We start from the raw sequence: 15,353 nt of genomic DNA, 5'->3' as shown, positions 1-15,353 counted from the left end.
TGCGTGCAATGGAAAATGTTGATCTTTTAATGCACGGTTTTGGTGTCGCTTTGACACCCATGCATATTGGCCTGATGATCGCGGGCGTCCTGTTCGGGCTGGTCGTTGGGGTGCTGCCCGGACTGGGCGCGCCCAATGGCGTGTCCCTGCTCATTCCGCTCACCTTCACGCTGGACCCGACATCAGCGATCATTCTTTTGACGTCGATGTATTGGGGTGCGCTTTTTGGCGGATCGACCACATCGATCCTGTTTAATATTCCCGGCGAGCCAAGTTCGGTTGCCACGACATTCGATGGCTATCCAATGGCTCGAAAAGGCGAGTCCACCCGCGCACTGACGCTGGCCTTCCTGTCGGCTGGTTTTGGTGCGCTTCTTGGCGTCGTCGTCATCACGCTGCTGGCCAGTTGGGCCTCACGATTCGCGCTCCGCTTTGGTGCACCTGAATATTTTGCCGTCTATTTCCTCGCCTTTTCAGCATTTGTCGGTATGGGCAGCGCTCGTCCGGTCAAGACAGTGGTGGCTTTGACAACCGGACTTCTACTCTCATCTGTAGGCATGGATAATGTCACCGGCGAGGTACGCCTGACATTCGGCTATTCCGAATTGCTGGGTGGCATCAGTTTTCTCGTAGTCGTCATCGGCCTGTTCGGCATCGGCGAGTTGCTGTCCACAGTGCAGGAGGGTCTGCGTTTTCGCGGCGTCGCCTCGAAAATCAATTTGCGCGACGTGCTGAAGACAATAGTGGAAATGCCTCGCTACTGGGCCACTATGCTGCGCTCCGGTCTCGTTGGCATATGGATGGGAATCACCCCCGGCGGCCCGACGGCAGCTTCGTTCATGAGCTATGGCATCGCAAACCAAGCATCCAAGAAAGGCGAACCATTCGGCACCGGACGGCCTGAAGGTATCATTGCTCCGGAAACCGCCGATCATAGTGCCGGGTCCTGCGCGATGCTGCCAATGCTTGCTCTTGGCGTCCCCTCTTCCGCCACCGCAGCCGTTCTCATGGGCGGCCTGATGATATGGGGGCTGACCCCGGGACCAATGCTTTTTGCGACCAAGCCCGATTTCGTTTGGGGCCTGATCGCCTCGATGTATGTCTCAAACCTTATCGGCGTGATTTTGGTGCTCGCAACCGTGCCCATGTTCGCAGCCTTGCTACGCATCCCGTTCTCCATCATTGGGCCAATGATTGTCGTCATCTGCTTCGTCGGCGCCTATACGGTGTCGAATGCCAGCTTCGATCTCTGGGTCGTGGTGCTTTTCGGTATCGTCGGCTACCTCTTTACCAGACTCAACTATCCGCTTGCGCCTTTGGTTCTCGCAATGGTCCTGGGGGATAAGGCCGAGAACGCATTCTACCAATCCATGGTCATTGCCGATGGCTCGCTGTCGATATTTTTCTCCAACAGCTTGGTTGGAACCATTATGGCAATCGCTCTTGCGATGCTGATCCTGCCAAAGACCATCAGCTATGTCCGTCGCGCGATGCGCAGGAAGCTGACTGCTTAAAGGAGGCGGTATTGAATCATCTGCGTTATTTTTCTGGTCGCAACAGCCGAAACGTGGAATGCGCTATCGTAGGAAGTGGCGGTTTTGGCCGTAGCTTCCTGGCACAGGCCCGTCATGTCCTCGGCTTGAATTGCCGCGTTGCCTTCGACCGCGAAACAGGCATTGCCGCACAGGCGCTCGCATCGGTGGGGATTGATCCGGCGAGCATCGTCGAATGCCACGATGCCGACACCGTGCGCGCGGTATGGGCAGCAGGCAAGGCGCTTGCCTGTGCTGACCCGGAACTCATCCGTGCCCTTCCGGTCGAAGTCGTCCTTGAAGCAACCGGCAATCCAGAGGCCGGGGCGCGCCATGCGCGTATTGCCATCGAAGCCGACAAGCATGTCATCATGGTCACGAAAGAGACCGAAAGTGTCATAGGCCCGATTCTGGCCCGGTTGGCGGCGGCTCGCGGAAAGGTCGTCAGCCCCGTCGATGGCGACCAGCCAAGCCTCCTGATCGGTCTGGCAAGCTGGGCGCAGGTGATTGGACTTGAGATCATCGCCGCCGGAAAATCAAGCGAATATGACTTCGTTTTCAATCCGGCAAACGAGACCATTACCAGCAATGGAGTGACGATTACCGCACAGGGATTTGGCGAGTGGATCGACGCAGGCGACCGCGATTGGGCGGAAGTGGCGAAAATGCGCGCAACGCTTGCGTCCCATCTGCCGCAGCGGGCAGTTCCTGATCTTTGCGAAATGACAGTGGTCGCGAATAATCTCGGCCTGATTGCTGACCGAGCCGATTTTCATGCGCCGATTGCCCGGATTACGGAAATCGCCGATTTCATGACGCGCAAATCCGATGGCGGACTGCTGGCATCCAGCGGTATACTCGACGTGTTTCATTGCCTGCGCCTGCCCGGCGAGCCGAGCTTTGCTGGCGGCGTCTTCGTAACCGTATCATGCAAGGACGATGAAACCTGGGAAATGCTGCGCGAAAAAGGTCATGTCGTGGCCCGCAACAGGCGCGCCGCCATGCTGGGCCTGCCGCGCCATCTGCTCGGGCTGGAGGCAGCAACATCGGTGTTTGAAGCCGCCCTGCTCGGGGTTTCTTCGGGCATGGAACATCCGCGTCCGGTGATGGATCTCACGGCCTATGCCGATGCGAACTTGCCTGCCGGAAGCCTGCTGGTTGCTCAAGGCCATCATCATACCATTCGCGATGTTTCAGCCCGGCTGACGCCGGCATCAGTTCTAATGAACGATGCGCCAGTACCCTATTATCTATTGTCCGGGCGTAGACTAAAGCGGGATGTTAAAGCAGGAAAGACGATCCTGTGCGGAGATGTCGAATTAGACGAGAGTTCAGAACTGCTGAAACTTCGTCGCCAACAGGATGCTATACCGCCTGGCTCCTGGCAAGAATGAGCGAATTTCGTATTTAAAGGCCTCCTGTGCTGAGGACCTTTCGAAGCCCTGTCCAGATTTACTGGCCGCTGCGGCGCAATACTACGCCACGACAAGCTACTTGCCAGTTTCATGCGCTTCGTCAGGTTTTTGCGGCATCATGCTCGACGTGTCCACCAAGGAACAATTGCCCTACACGAGGATCGGCGAGAAGTTTAGAGGCTTCATCATGCATGCGCGTTTGGCCAAGTTCGAGAACAAGGCCATAGTCGGACACGGCAAGGGCTGCTTTTGCGTTCTGCTCCACCATGAGAATCGTCACACCCTGGTCCCGCAGGCGAGTGAGTGTCTGAAAAACTTCCTGCACGAGATTGGGGGACAAACCGATGGATGGTTCGTCGATCAAGATCAGCTTTGGATCAAGTAGTAGAGCGCGCGCCACTTCAAGCTGCTTCTGCTGTCCGCCGGATAGCTCAATAGCTTTGCGATCACGGAACTGACGCAGCATTGGAAACTGGTCCATCACCAGTTCGATACGCTCGCGCACTTTGGCCTGATCGGGCGAGGTGATGCCCCCGAGTTCAAGGTTGTGGTAGACTGAGAGCTGTGGAACGACATTACGCCCCTGCGGCACATAGGTTACGCCATTGGCAATCATATGGCGCGGTGCGCTGCGCGTGACATCCTGTCCGTTGAGCAAAATCTGCCCGGACTGAATGCTCAAGAGGCCGAAAATTGCTTTGAAAACTGTTGATTTACCTGCACCATTGGGACCGATAACAGTCGTGATTGAGGCTTTCGGAATGGAAAACGACACGCCATTGAGAATGGTGATCTTGCCATACCCGCCGTAAATATCTTTAAGCTCAAGCATATTTCACCCTCCCAGATAAGCGTCGATGACCATCTGGTTTGACCGGATTTCCTCAGGCGATCCTTCAGCAATGACGCGCCCTTCCGCCAATACGATGATGCGCGTACAAAGGCTCATGACAAATTCCATATTATGTTCGATCACGACGAAGGTCGTTCCGTGTTCGGCATTGTATGCAATGAGCCTGTCTTTGAGATTGCCCAGCATCGTCAGATTGACGCCGCCAGCTGGCTCATCGAGAAGAACGAGGCTGGGACCCGCCATGAACGCCATGGCAGCATCCACGAGCTTTTGCTGGCCATAGGAAAGCGAACCGGCCAGTTCATCACGCAGATGATCAAGACGAAAGAACGAAATCATCTGTTCTGCTTCATCAGTCAAGCCGGCATCGCCCTGCCCGAAGAGCCGCGATGCCATTGTGCCTTTATGCTCCTGTCCGGCAAGAATGATGTTCTCAATCACCGACATTTTCGGGAAAACTGAAAGCTGCTGGAAGGTGCGTCCGACACCAAGCTTGTTGAGATCGGATGCGCGCATTCCGGAAACATCCTTGCCGTTAACGCGCACTTCACCGCCATTCGGCTGAAGCTGACCGAGAATACAATTGAAAAGCGTCGATTTACCGGATCCGTTCGGCCCGATCAGGCCGAGTATTTCCCCTTGATTGACATCAAAGGATACATCCTGGACGGCGTGAATACCGCCGAAACGCTTGTAGATACTGCGCACGGAAAGTACTGGGCTATTCATTTCAGCCGCGCTCCTTCGCTCATATCACCGCGAACCTGATGCTTCGGCCAGAGTTTCTCACGAACCTTGCCCCATATTCCAATCAAACCGGAAGGGACAAAGACCAGCATGATGATAACCAACCCCGAATAGATAATCAGATAGTAGCCTTCGGTGAAACGCAACATTTCCGGCAGCAAGATCACAACTGCCGCACCAATAAACGGGCCGAAAAAGAAGCCGGCTCCGCCGACAACGACCATAAGCAGAATGCGCAACGAATGTGCGATATTGAATGATCCCGGCTCGATAAACTGGACAAGCGGCGTTATCAATGATCCGGCGAGACCGCCGTAAACCGAGCCGATAGCGAAGGCCAGCAAAGTAATACGGCGCGTATCGACACCGAGACTTTCCGCCCGTATCGGGTTTTCGCGCAAGGCCTTGAACGCACGCCCCCACGGCGAACGAACGATGCCCCAAAGGATCAGCGCCGCAATCACTGTTACTCCAAGAGTGAAGTAGTAAAACGGCAAACCCTTGGCGGTCGAGAACAGCCCAAGATCAGGACGCGGCATTCCAACCAGGCCGTAATTGCCGCCTGTCAGCCATTCTTCATTCCGCAGAACCAGAAAGACCAGTGTATTGAATGCCAGCGTGACAAAAGCCAGAAAGTGACCTTTGACGCGCAAGGCCGGATAACCAAGAATCAGACCTATTATGAAGCACAGGAAGAGGCCTACAGGCATGGCTAGAAGCCAATGCCATCCGGCAAGGGTCAGAAGGGCAGTGGCATAGGCGCCAATTGCCATAAAAGATGCCTGCGCGAGCGAAATCTGCCCTGCATAACCGAGCGTCAGATTGAGTCCCATCGCGGCTATCGAAAAGATCAGCCAGGATGTGAGGACATAAATAATATAATTGCCCTGCCCCAATGGGGCCAGACCCGCAAGAAACAGAAGAACGGCGATCGATATATTACGCTTCTGCGCGATCATCATACCGCCCTTCCTTCCGACGTTCCCATAATGCCTTGCGGACGGGCAAGAATAATCACGATCAGCAACACGAGAGGTACAGCCGCACGGTATTGCGCTGTAACATAGGCTGCCGTCAGATTGTCGAGAACACCAATCAGCAAACCACCGACAAGCGCCCCGCGTATCTGGTTGAAGCCGCCGACGATGGCCGCAATAAAGGCGATAAGGCCAAGCGTTTCGCCGTTGGAGAACTTTGCCAGATAGACCGGGCTGATCAAATAGGAGGCAACGGTCGCCAAGGCCGCATTAATCAGGAATGTATAGAGGATCATCCGTTTGACATTGACGCCGAGAATTTCTGCCACTGCCGGATTCTGCGCCGTTGCCTGCATACAGCGCCCCGTGCGCGTCCGATTGAGAAACAGCGTCAGCAAAATAACGATTGCGAGCGACAACCCGAGATTCAGCATGTCTCTCAGGGACAAAACAGCACCAAACAGGTCAATCGGATCATTTGGAAACATGGACGGGAAAGGCTGCGCTTCCGCTGAATAGAATTCTTTCACGCTTTCTTTCAGAAAGATACCCAGGGCCATGGTCGCAATAATCAGTGTGATGCCGCCGTGAGGAAGAATGGGTTCCACGATCAGCTTCTTGAACAGGAGGCCAAGAACGATCAGCGCAGCGACCAGCCCGATCAGCATAGCTGGCAAGAATGGCATCCCGAAGATGCCCATCGCTGCCAGCACAAAAAAGGCTGGCAGCATTACAAATTCGCCTTGCGCAAAGTTTACAGTCTGAGCAGCCTGCCAGACCAGCGTAAAACCTATCGCGGCAAGCGCATAGATAGAACCGGTAGCAAGACCGGACAACAAAACCTGTAAAAACTGGGACATTACGCTGCCTATCCGAGGCGGCGGCTAAGCCGCCGCGCTGCTGAAAGGATTAGTTAGTTAGCCGGAACAGTGCCGATAACAGTAGGCACACCGTCCTTCACCTGTACCATGAAGCTTGGACGTGACATTTCCCCATGATCATCCCAGCATGTGTCGAGGGCGATTTTAGGATAATCGTCCGTTTTCAGGCAAAGGCCGTGCATCTTTTCCGCAAATGCCTCGCCGTCAAGTTCGCCAACCATTTCCGTGACATATTTGGTTGTCCAAACACCCACATAGCCCTTGAGCGCGTCATGTGTCGGTTTGCGCTTGAAGGTTTCTTCAAATTTCTCAGCGAACTCGCCAATGGCTGGAATATCAGTTGCCGCAGCAGTAATACCAACATGTGCAATCGCACCGTCTGCGGCAGGTCCGGCAAGTTCAACCACTTTCGCCTCAGTCAAAGTCACTTCACCCACCAGCGGCATGCTTAGCCCCTGTTTTTTGGCTTCGATTAGAAAACGTGCTGATTCTTCCTGATTCATATAGACAAAAATTGCTTCTGGATCTGCCTGCTTCAACTTGGCAACGTCAGCAGCATAGTCAGTCTGGGCCTGTTCGGAGGCAACATCGATGATGACATCAATGCCCGCTTTTTTCATTTCCTCAACAAAAACGTCATGGCCGCCTTTGCCGAATTCATTGTTCAGCCAAGCGACGCCAACTTTCTTGGCCTTCAGCGTGTCCGTGAAATAAGAAGTCAGTGCGGGAATACCCTTTTGGGCACCGGTGGATGTGCGAAAAACAAACGGGTTTCCCTTCTCGACGATACTTGGAGCCTCCGATCCCACAAACTGCGGGATGCTGTTTTGCTGGGCGACCAACATATTCACCATTGTCGAACCGGAATAGATTGTGCCCAGAATAGCATAAGCGCCATCATCGATAGCTTTTTGGACCAATGCGCGGGATACAAGCGGATCAGTCTGAGTATCGTACTCACTCAGTTCCACTTTCTTACCTAGAATACCGCCATCGGCGTTAACTTCGTCAATGGCAATTTTAATACCATCACGCCAATTCGTGCCCGCTGGAGCACCTGGCCCCGAAAGCTCAACGACCATGCCGAGCTTGACCACGTCTTCCGCCTGCGCCTGAGTGACCGTCGCGAAAACCGCAGCAGACAAAGCCATAAGATATTTACGATACATTTCAGTTCCTCCCCTGAACACGTAGTAGATCAACAAGTCGAGGTCGTTACATTCTCGTCGGACGGGAGGTCATACAATGCATCGGTCTGTGTATCGATCATTCCATTTCCAATCATCGTTGGACATCCACGATTTTCTAGCTCCCTCGATTAATGGCGATACGTGCGGTTTTGTTATCATGCAAGCCGCAAACTGCTCTACACGCAACTTTGTTATGTTTACAGGTTTGTCAGCTATTCATCTTGCATCGAAGAGGAGGGCTTTTGCCGCACTAGAGATTTGTTATTGCGCATCAGCGCCTTCTTAAACCAACCAGAATATAACAGCGCTGCCACTCATGACGAGCAAGTATCTTCTTTGAGCTTTAATGCAATATCTCTAGCGCGCCGCGCGGTTTCTTCGTCGCAGAGGAGCACGCTGCCAATACCCGCTAAAAGCACCGCTGCTATGGCATTAGCCTTGTTTAACCCGCCTGATGTGAAAACAACACGGGGAACCTTTCTGAGTGCCTCAAATGAAGGAGCAATAGCGCGTTTGTTGAGGGGGTGTTTGATGGGCTTTCCATAACAGTCCATGAATTGCGCAACAACGTCGCCGCATGCACCAGCCGCCAGAAGCTCGTCTATTGTCACATCGGTGGGGAGGCCATAGCGCATCAAAAGCGAACGATCCGTCATATCTCCTATACTGAGGATTATGATATCATTCGCCCCGATGCGCCGAAATGCTTCCTCGAAGACGTCCTGTCTTATAATCGCGTCACGCGACTTTGGACTTCCAGCATAAATTGGGGCGGCAAGATATGCGCATTGAGCGCTCAGTTGGCGCGCCATATCGCTCGCTATATCGAATGTGTTGATTTCAATACCATGAGTAAGCCCGCCCATAACAGAATTAACGCATATGTCCGGCCGTTTTAATGCTGGCATGCACCGGACCGTTTCCCGAAGCGTCGCGCCCCAGCCAACGCCGATACCGGTAATTTTTGTCGTATTGATCTGCTGCACAAGATAATCGGCAGTTGCCTGTCCTAGAAGGGCAGGAATCAATTCTGGATTTTCCGGAGTGGGGATTATCGTTACATGGCTGAGAGAAAAATCAGCCATAAGCTGTTGTTCGAGCTCAACACACGATGTCAGTTTTGAATTCAGAGTTATCGTTACCAACCCTGATTTGCGAGCTTCGGCAATAATTTTGTTTACGCGCAGACGGTTTGTAGAAAGAGTATCTGCAATTTCTAATTGAGTACGCCCCTCCATATAATAAAGCCAAACCACCCGCACCTGCATTTGCTCATCAGAGGATGTAGCCATAATTTGAGGAACAACTCTGTCGTTTGTCATTCAGCCCTCACAAAGGATGCCGCGCTCTAATGAACCGCGAGAGCGGTTTTGTTCATTTTCCAGCGAGTATCACGAAATTCATTTTCGTGCATCTGCTCACCGTCACCCTTTCATGTGTAAATGGCTGTTTACATATGAAAGAGCCGTGGCTACTATACGGCAACAGTGAGGGAGGAGCCTCGAAATGTTTTTAAGACTCGCCAAGCGGGGATCAGGGATTTTGTTTGCCTATCATTGGCGAACTGGGTGCAGTACGCCACAGGAAACCAGCTATGCGTGATACGAACTTGGCTGATATATTGAATGCAGGCACCGGGAATATTGGCTTGCTGGACAATATCGATCTCGTGATTTTTGATTGCGACGGCGTTCTTATCAACAGCGAGCCGATTGCAAGCCGGACTCTGGCAGAAATGCTTCAGGAAGCGGGCGTTCCTATTTCCGCTGAAGAGGCGCATGTGAGATTTACCGGTAGCTCGGAATCAATCATACGCGCGGTATGTGAGAAGGAATACAATATTACTGATATCGCCGCACGGTTTGAAAATTGGCATGCGCGGCTTTTCGACGAATTTGCCCGCTCGCTAGAACCAATGCCCGGTATTATCGATGTCGTCACCAGTATCGACCGACCCAAATGTGTCGCATCGAACAGTACGCTGGAGAGATTACGTAAAAGCCTGGGTAGGTTAACGCTGTGGAATCAGTTCAACCCCGATATTTTCAGTGCCGAAATGGTGGCGAGACCCAAGCCCGCCCCCGACTTGCTTCAGCTATGTGCGGAAAAATTCGGTGCCCGCCCCGAACACTGCGTAATGATCGACGATAGCCCCCACGGCGTATCGGCGGCCGTGGCCGCCGGTATGGTCGCGGTGGGCTTTGTCGATCCATTCGACCCTCGCCCCGGTCGGGCATCCTTGTTGTCTGCCGACGGCGCCCTGCATGTTGTCGAGGGAGCAACCGAATTACCCGCCGCACTACAATCGATAAATGACTTGCTGGGTAAAGGATGACGTCATGTAGCCCGACCGCTAGCGCTTTGGTGAAAACAAGAAGGCCGAACTGTAAGGTCCGACATGGAATATAAACATCGAAATAACCTGCTGCATTTGCAAAGCCTAATAGACAAATGTAAATTAGCGTATGGCACAATAGCCGCCAGCGGGGTCGCAATCCTATGGTTCGCCTGATACAAATCACAGATACGCATCTGGGTCGCGGTAAAGCTCATTTTAACGAGAACTGGGAGCCCTTGGCTGCCTGGATTGCTGCTGAAACAGCTGATCTCATCATTCATTCGGGTGATATCAGCGTCGACGGTGCCGATGTGGAAGATGATTTCCTGTTTTGCCGTGAGCTTATGGGGGATATTGCGGCCCCTATGCTGGTGATCCCCGGCAATCACGACGTTGGCGAACCGAAAAATCCGCATCAGCCTGTCAATGCAGAGAGGCTGGCCCGATGGAACCGATATTTCGGCGCAGATCACTGGGTGAAGGACATTGAAGACTGGCGCTTGCTGGGCTTCGATTCAATGATCTTCAGCTCGGGCCTTCCGGAAGAAGAAGCGCAGTTTCGCTGGCTTGAAAAACAGATGGCCGAAGCCGCTGGCCGCCGCATCGCATGGTTTTCCCATCAACCCCTGTTTATCAATAGCTGGAATGATGCGGATAATGGCTACTGGTCGGTGAAGGTAGAACCTCGCGCCCGTTTACACGCGCTGGTCGAGCACTTCGACGTGGGCCTGATCGCCAGCGGCCATTTACATCTTTCACATGATTTCACATTGGATGACATACAGTTCGTCTGGTGCCCTTCAGCAGCCTTCGTCGTTGGCCCGGAAATGCAACCGCCACTTGGCGGGGAAAAACTACTTGGCGCAGTGAGTTATATGTTTTCTGGCCGGGACGTTACCTTCGAACGCATACATTTGCCTCAGCTCAAAGAGATGTGGATCGATGATGTCGTGGCCGAAGTATACCCGCCCCGGTAAATATAAGCCACGCTCAGAACCGTAAAGGTTGTAAGTGTGGATAAGGCAATTGGAGGAAAGCCTTTGTCCCAGGTTGATATTCATAATATCACCAAGTCGTTCGGCAACCAGCGGGTTCTCGAGGACATAAATATTTCTATTCGCGACGGCGAATTTCTGACCCTCGTAGGTCCTTCGGGCTGCGGTAAATCCACGCTGATCCGCATCATTGCCGGACTTGAACGCCAGACATCCGGAACCATAGCCGTAGAGGGTCGGACAGTAGACCATTTACGCCCGCACGAACGGCAGCTTTCGATGGTATTCCAGAGCTATGCCCTGTACCCGCATATGACGGTCTTCGACAATATTGCTGTCCCGCTGACCGTGCAGAAGCTCAGCCTGTTCGAGCGATTACCACTAATAAAACATCTGTCGCCACGCCGGCGAAGCGTAATGCGCGAAATCACGGACCAGGTGGTATCAGTTGCCGAGTTGCTGAAAATCGACTCTCTGCTGCATCGCAAGCCAGCCCAGCTCTCAGGCGGGCAGCGACAACGCGTTGCGCTTGGCCGTGCAATGGTGCGGGATCCTTACGCCTTCCTCATGGACGAGCCTTTGTCCAATCTGGATGCGAAATTGCGTGTCCATATGCGTACGGAACTAACTGATCTGCATCGGCGAATGGGCGCCACGTTCATTTATGTTACGCATGATCAGGTTGAGGCCATGACCATGTCGGATCGGGTGGCCATGATGGACGGCGGAAAAATACAACAGCTTGGCACCCCTTCCGAACTATATGAAACGCCCGCCAATCTGGAAGTCGCCCGTTTTATTGGCAGTCCCGTGATCAACACCATGCCCGCAAACATCGGCTCGAATGGCCGTGTTGAAATACAGGGACATGATGCAGGTATAGCGGTTGATTTACCCGAGGGTAGCCAGGTAACGATTGGTATACGACCAGAAAACTTGAGCATCCATCCCGCAACAAGGGGGCCAGAAATGGGAGCCGCACTCGATGCTCGCCTACGCCGGATCGAGAATCTTGGAGCGGAGCTGCTCTACCATTTTGATGTTATCGGCCTGGAAGAGACCGGGTTCGTGACGCGAGTGCAGGCTCGTTATGAGGGCCTGACTGAGGGAGACGCTGCAAGACTTACATTTGATCCAGTTTTTTGCCACATCTTCGGAACAGACGGCCAGCGGGTTCGGCAAAAAGGCTCGCTCAAGAAAGGCGCCATAGCCGGGAGAGCAAGCTATGGCTGAAACCACTGTCATGCCTCGTAAAAACGATGTGCCTTTTCGAGAATTCCTCGACAAGATAAGAGGATTCGGATTTGCCGCTCCGGCATTTCTACTCTTGTTGTTACTTCATATTATTCCTTTGCTCGTGCTGGCAGTGCTAAGCTTTACCGACTACCAGTTCGGTAATTTGTCTTTGCATTTTATCGGATTAAAGAATTTCTCCAACGCCTTACAGGACGACGCCTTCCGGCGATCTTTGGTAAACACTTTTATTTATGTAGCAATTGTCGTTCCAGGGTCCGTCGGGTTTGGGTTGCTTTTTGCCCTGCTCGTGCACGGACGCAAGCATAGCCGGTCAATTTATGAAGTGATATTCTTTCTGCCCGTCACCGCAACGTTGATTGCGATGGCCTCGGTGTGGAAGTTCCTTCTCCATCCTTCTTTGGGTCCCATCAATGCGATCATCGTCATGATGGGCTTCCAACCTGTCAACTTTCTGAGCGACCCGGCCTATGCGCTGCCCACTCTGGCGATCATCGGCATATGGCAGCTGGTCGGCTTTAACATGGTGCTGTTCCTTGCAGGGCTTTCCACTATCCCAAAGGATCTTTACGAGGCGGCAGAGATAGACGGCGTTGCGGGTCCGGTAGACCGTTTTCTCACCGTAACCTGGCCGATGCTGGGACCGACGACAATGTTCGTGCTGATCACCACTTCCATCACTGCTTTCAAGGTCTTCGATACGGTCGTTGCAATGACGCGCGGAGGCCCGCAAGGATCGACGGAAGTTATTCTCTACGCGATCTATCTCGAAGGCTTTCAATATTTCTCGACCGCCTATGCGGCGGCGCTGACATTGGTTTTTCTGATATTCGTCCTGATCTTCTCGGGAATGCAGACCTTCCTCATTGATAAGAAAGTGCATTACTGATGGTAGTTCAAGGAACATCTAGACGCGCTTACACCACACGCTCGAAAGGAGCGACCCTGCTGCGGAGCCTGTTATCGCTTCTTATCGTCCATAGCGTTTTGATCATCGGTGCGATTTTCGTAGTAGCGCCATTCGTCTGGATGCTGGTTACATCGATCAAACCACCCAATGAAATTTTCAGCGCGCAATTGCGGTTGTGGCCTGCGCAGTTCTATGGAGTTGAGAATTACAGTTTCGCGCTCAATAGCGCGCCCCTGATCCGTTTTGCCCTGAACGGCGTGATTGTATGCGCCGGTATCCTTCTGGTGCAATTGCTTGTGGCCATTCCCTGCGCCTATGCGCTCGCCAAGTTGAAATTTGCCGGTCGCAACCTTCTTTTCATATTGATTTTGCTGGCACTGGCAATTCCAATCCAGGTTCCCGCTCTGCCGCTTTATATTGCTCTTGCGTGGCTAGGGCAGTTGAACAGTTACTTCTCGCTAATGGTGCCTTTCTTCCTGTCCGCCTTCGCGATTTTTCTGTTTCGGCAGTTTTTCCGCAGTTTCCCCGACGACATCATCAATGCGGCGCGTCTGGACGGCATGGGCGAGTTCGAAATTATCTGGCGCATCGTGACACCCAGCGCGTTACCGGCTATCGCCGCCTTCGCGGTCTTTTCCGTTGTCGCCCACTGGAACGATCTGTATTGGCCGCTGATTGTTATTTCAGACAGCCAATTGGCAACCCCGCCATTGGGTATGCTGTTTTTCGCCGATGCCGAAACAGGATCGAATTATGGTGCCCTCACTGCCGCTGCTACCATTCTCACGGCACCACTGGTCGCTTGTTTCATGCTGGCCAGGCGGCGGTTCATTCAGGGCATCACTATGACAGGCGTTAAATAAAACAGGCGGATGAACCGCTTTTTCAAAGGAGGAACAGATGAAACATTTTGCAACCATGGTCGCTGCGGCTGCGATGACGATGCAGCTGGCGAGCGGCGCTTTGGCCGAGGACGTTACGCTCGATATTTTGTATGCCCAGCCGGGCTTCGCCAAATTTCATGATCCTATTGCACAGGCTTTCATGAAAGAGCATCCGGATATCAAGATACATTTCCGTGCACCGGCCAAGGATTACGACGAAGGCCATCTGCTGATGCAGCGGCTTGCCGTTACAAATCAGCTGCCGGATATGTATTTTCCCGGCTATCACCTATTGGGGGAGCTTGCCCGCACGCTCGCCAAGCGCGACCAGATCATAGACCTGAAGCCGCTGCTCGACGCTGAACCGGAAGAGTGGAAAAAGGAAAATTACTCGGAGTCGATGCTGCAACTGGGGATTGTCGATGGCGTCAAATATGGCATGGCCTTTAATGCCTCGTTGCCCATTCTCTACGTGAATGAAACTGCGGTGGAGAAGGCTGGCCTCGACCCCAAGGAAATCCCCGGAGATTGGAATGAACTGCTGGAGCGCGCCAGTAAAATTCATACAGCCGACCCAAAGGTCACGGGGATTGGTTACACGATCTATGATTGGCCCGACGACTGGCTCTGGCAGACTATTTTGCGCCAACAGGGTGCACAGCTCGTTGACCCGGACACCGGAAAAGCAGGCTTTGATAATGAAAAAGGCCTTGAAGCCCTTAAAATCCTGCGCCGCATCGTGACCGAGGGTGGCGAGACCTTGCTCGAATTTGAACAAGCGCGCCAGCAGTTCGCGGCCGGGCAGACGGCATATTTCATCGACACGCCCGCACGTCTGGCCCAGATCATAGATCTCGTAGGAGATCGGTTCGCGTTAAATACGGCCAAGGTCCCGCTTAACGATGAGGAAACGGGCGGTCTTCCGACCGGCGGCAGCGCTGGCATCATTCTGACGGCTGACGCGGCCAAGCAGAAAGCCGCATGGGAATATCTGAAGTTCGCGACCGGTCCGCAGGGTCAGACGATCGTGGTTGAAACCACAGGTTATCTGCCGACAAACAAGCTCGCGCAAGGTCCCGATTATTTGGCGCCCTTTTATGAAAAGGAACCACGTTTCGCGACAGTCGCGTCCCAAATGGACCTCGCGCGGCCTTGGGAAGGCTATCCCAAGGGATCTTCAGTCCGCATATGGCGTGCACAACGCGATATCATTAGCAAGGTGATGCGCGGAGATGTGACGCCAGAAGATGGCCTGGCTTCACTTGTGCAAACCACCAACGAAATGATTAAGTAGAGCCACTCAAACTAAATCACACTGCGTTGAAAAGGGTTCAGGCAATGTGATTTAGGAAGCCTTTGTGAAAAGCAGAAAAATAG

General features: G+C 53.1%; 14 protein-coding genes. 8 read left to right on the top strand and 6 right to left on the bottom strand.

The genetic code is table 11. From position 1 onward, the window contains the following. Positions 1 to 8 precede the first annotated feature (8 nt). Together KUG47_RS08940 and KUG47_RS08935 are read left to right on the top strand one after the other, a co-directional pair. Positions 9 to 1,514, top strand: coding sequence for a tripartite tricarboxylate transporter permease (locus KUG47_RS08940; protein WP_217677615.1), 1,506 nt, complete (start codon positions 9 to 11; stop codon positions 1,512 to 1,514). A gap of 11 nt (positions 1,515 to 1,525) precedes the next feature. Next, positions 1,526 to 2,926 (top strand): NAD(P)H-dependent oxidoreductase, encoded by a 1,401-nt coding sequence (locus tag KUG47_RS08935; RefSeq protein WP_217677614.1) that lies wholly within the window; start codon positions 1,526 to 1,528, stop codon positions 2,924 to 2,926. 121 nt (positions 2,927 to 3,047) lie between these two features. On the opposite strand, the gene KUG47_RS08930 is transcribed toward KUG47_RS08935, so the two are convergent. From KUG47_RS08930 to KUG47_RS08905, 6 genes are all read right to left on the bottom strand, one after another. Then, a complete protein-coding gene (locus tag KUG47_RS08930; RefSeq protein WP_217677613.1) occupies positions 3,048 to 3,779 on the bottom strand; it encodes an ABC transporter ATP-binding protein in 732 nt (243 codons plus the stop codon). A gap of 3 nt (positions 3,780 to 3,782) precedes the next feature. After that, entirely contained in the window at positions 3,783 to 4,529 is a 747-nt protein-coding gene (locus tag KUG47_RS08925) for an ABC transporter ATP-binding protein (protein ID WP_217677612.1), read from the bottom strand. Next, positions 4,526 to 5,509, bottom strand: a complete 984-nt coding sequence (locus KUG47_RS08920; protein WP_422718072.1) for a branched-chain amino acid ABC transporter permease — start codon at positions 5,507 to 5,509, stop codon at positions 4,526 to 4,528. The genes KUG47_RS08925 and KUG47_RS08920 overlap by 4 nt, the downstream gene beginning before the upstream one ends. Continuing rightward, on the bottom strand, positions 5,506 to 6,384 hold the full coding sequence (locus tag KUG47_RS08915; RefSeq protein ID WP_217677611.1) for a branched-chain amino acid ABC transporter permease: 879 nt from the start codon (positions 6,382 to 6,384) through the stop codon (positions 5,506 to 5,508). Before KUG47_RS08915 ends, KUG47_RS08920 begins: the two co-directional genes overlap by 4 nt. Before the next feature lie 53 nt (positions 6,385 to 6,437). Beyond that, on the bottom strand, positions 6,438 to 7,574 hold the full coding sequence (locus KUG47_RS08910) for an ABC transporter substrate-binding protein (protein ID WP_217677610.1): 1,137 nt from the start codon (positions 7,572 to 7,574) through the stop codon (positions 6,438 to 6,440). A 335-nt stretch (positions 7,575 to 7,909) separates the two neighbouring features. Further along, entirely contained in the window at positions 7,910 to 8,917 is a 1,008-nt protein-coding gene (locus tag KUG47_RS08905; RefSeq protein WP_217677609.1) for a sugar-binding transcriptional regulator, read from the bottom strand. A 272-nt stretch (positions 8,918 to 9,189) separates the two neighbouring features. On the opposite strand from KUG47_RS08905, the gene KUG47_RS08900 reads away from it, so the two are divergent. The 6 genes from KUG47_RS08900 (at position 9,190) to KUG47_RS08875 (ending at position 15,270) form a co-directional block, all read left to right on the top strand. Then, positions 9,190 to 9,930, top strand: coding sequence for an HAD family hydrolase (locus KUG47_RS08900; RefSeq protein WP_217677608.1), 741 nt, complete (start codon positions 9,190 to 9,192; stop codon positions 9,928 to 9,930). Positions 9,931 to 10,094: 164 nt separating this feature from the next. Beyond that, positions 10,095 to 10,910 (top strand): metallophosphoesterase family protein, encoded by an 816-nt coding sequence (locus tag KUG47_RS08895; protein WP_217677607.1) that lies wholly within the window; start codon positions 10,095 to 10,097, stop codon positions 10,908 to 10,910. Between the two features lie 63 nt (positions 10,911 to 10,973). After that, entirely contained in the window at positions 10,974 to 12,161 is a 1,188-nt protein-coding gene (locus tag KUG47_RS08890; protein WP_217677606.1) for an ABC transporter ATP-binding protein, read from the top strand. 10 nt (positions 12,162 to 12,171) lie between these two features. After that, positions 12,172 to 13,071, top strand: coding sequence for a carbohydrate ABC transporter permease (locus KUG47_RS08885; protein WP_254799482.1), 900 nt, complete (start codon positions 12,172 to 12,174; stop codon positions 13,069 to 13,071). Further along, entirely contained in the window at positions 13,071 to 13,955 is an 885-nt protein-coding gene (locus KUG47_RS08880; protein WP_217677604.1) for a carbohydrate ABC transporter permease, read from the top strand. Before KUG47_RS08885 ends, KUG47_RS08880 begins: the two co-directional genes overlap by 1 nt. 37 nt (positions 13,956 to 13,992) lie before the next feature. Next, positions 13,993 to 15,270 carry an ABC transporter substrate-binding protein gene (locus KUG47_RS08875; RefSeq protein WP_217677603.1) on the top strand — a complete coding sequence of 426 codons (1,278 nt, stop codon included), beginning with the start codon at positions 13,993 to 13,995 and terminating at the stop codon, positions 15,268 to 15,270. Positions 15,271 to 15,353: the final 83 nt, after the last annotated feature.

The organism is Falsochrobactrum tianjinense, from assembly GCF_019100495.1.
Classification (GTDB): Bacteria; Pseudomonadota; Alphaproteobacteria; order Rhizobiales; family Rhizobiaceae; genus Brucella; species Brucella tianjinense.
Note: the sequence above shows the minus strand (reverse complement) of the source record. Positions and strands in the feature narration are given on the sequence as shown.

Bases quoted from the DNA above. Each gene is read 5' to 3' on its own strand.
- KUG47_RS08885 (WP_254799482.1), top strand. From the start codon at position 12,172: ATGCCTCGTAAAAACGATGTGCCTTTTCGAGAATTCCTCGACAAGATA.
- KUG47_RS08900 (WP_217677608.1), top strand. From the start codon at position 9,190: ATGCGTGATACGAACTTGGCTGATATATTGAATGCAGGCACCGGGAAT.
- KUG47_RS08925 (WP_217677612.1), bottom strand. From the start codon at position 4,529: ATGAATAGCCCAGTACTTTCCGTGCGCAGTATCTACAAGCGTTTCGGC.
- KUG47_RS08910 (WP_217677610.1), bottom strand. From the start codon at position 7,574: ATGTATCGTAAATATCTTATGGCTTTGTCTGCTGCGGTTTTCGCGACG.
- KUG47_RS08920 (WP_422718072.1), bottom strand. From the start codon at position 5,509: ATGATGATCGCGCAGAAGCGTAATATATCGATCGCCGTTCTTCTGTTT.
- KUG47_RS08880 (WP_217677604.1), top strand. From the start codon at position 13,071: ATGGTAGTTCAAGGAACATCTAGACGCGCTTACACCACACGCTCGAAA.
- KUG47_RS08905 (WP_217677609.1), bottom strand. From the start codon at position 8,917: ATGACAAACGACAGAGTTGTTCCTCAAATTATGGCTACATCCTCTGAT.
- KUG47_RS08875 (WP_217677603.1), top strand. From the start codon at position 13,993: ATGAAACATTTTGCAACCATGGTCGCTGCGGCTGCGATGACGATGCAG.
- KUG47_RS08895 (WP_217677607.1), top strand. From the start codon at position 10,095: ATGGTTCGCCTGATACAAATCACAGATACGCATCTGGGTCGCGGTAAA.
- KUG47_RS08930 (WP_217677613.1), bottom strand. From the start codon at position 3,779: ATGCTTGAGCTTAAAGATATTTACGGCGGGTATGGCAAGATCACCATT.
- KUG47_RS08940 (WP_217677615.1), top strand. From the start codon at position 9: ATGGAAAATGTTGATCTTTTAATGCACGGTTTTGGTGTCGCTTTGACA.
- KUG47_RS08915 (WP_217677611.1), bottom strand. From the start codon at position 6,384: ATGTCCCAGTTTTTACAGGTTTTGTTGTCCGGTCTTGCTACCGGTTCT.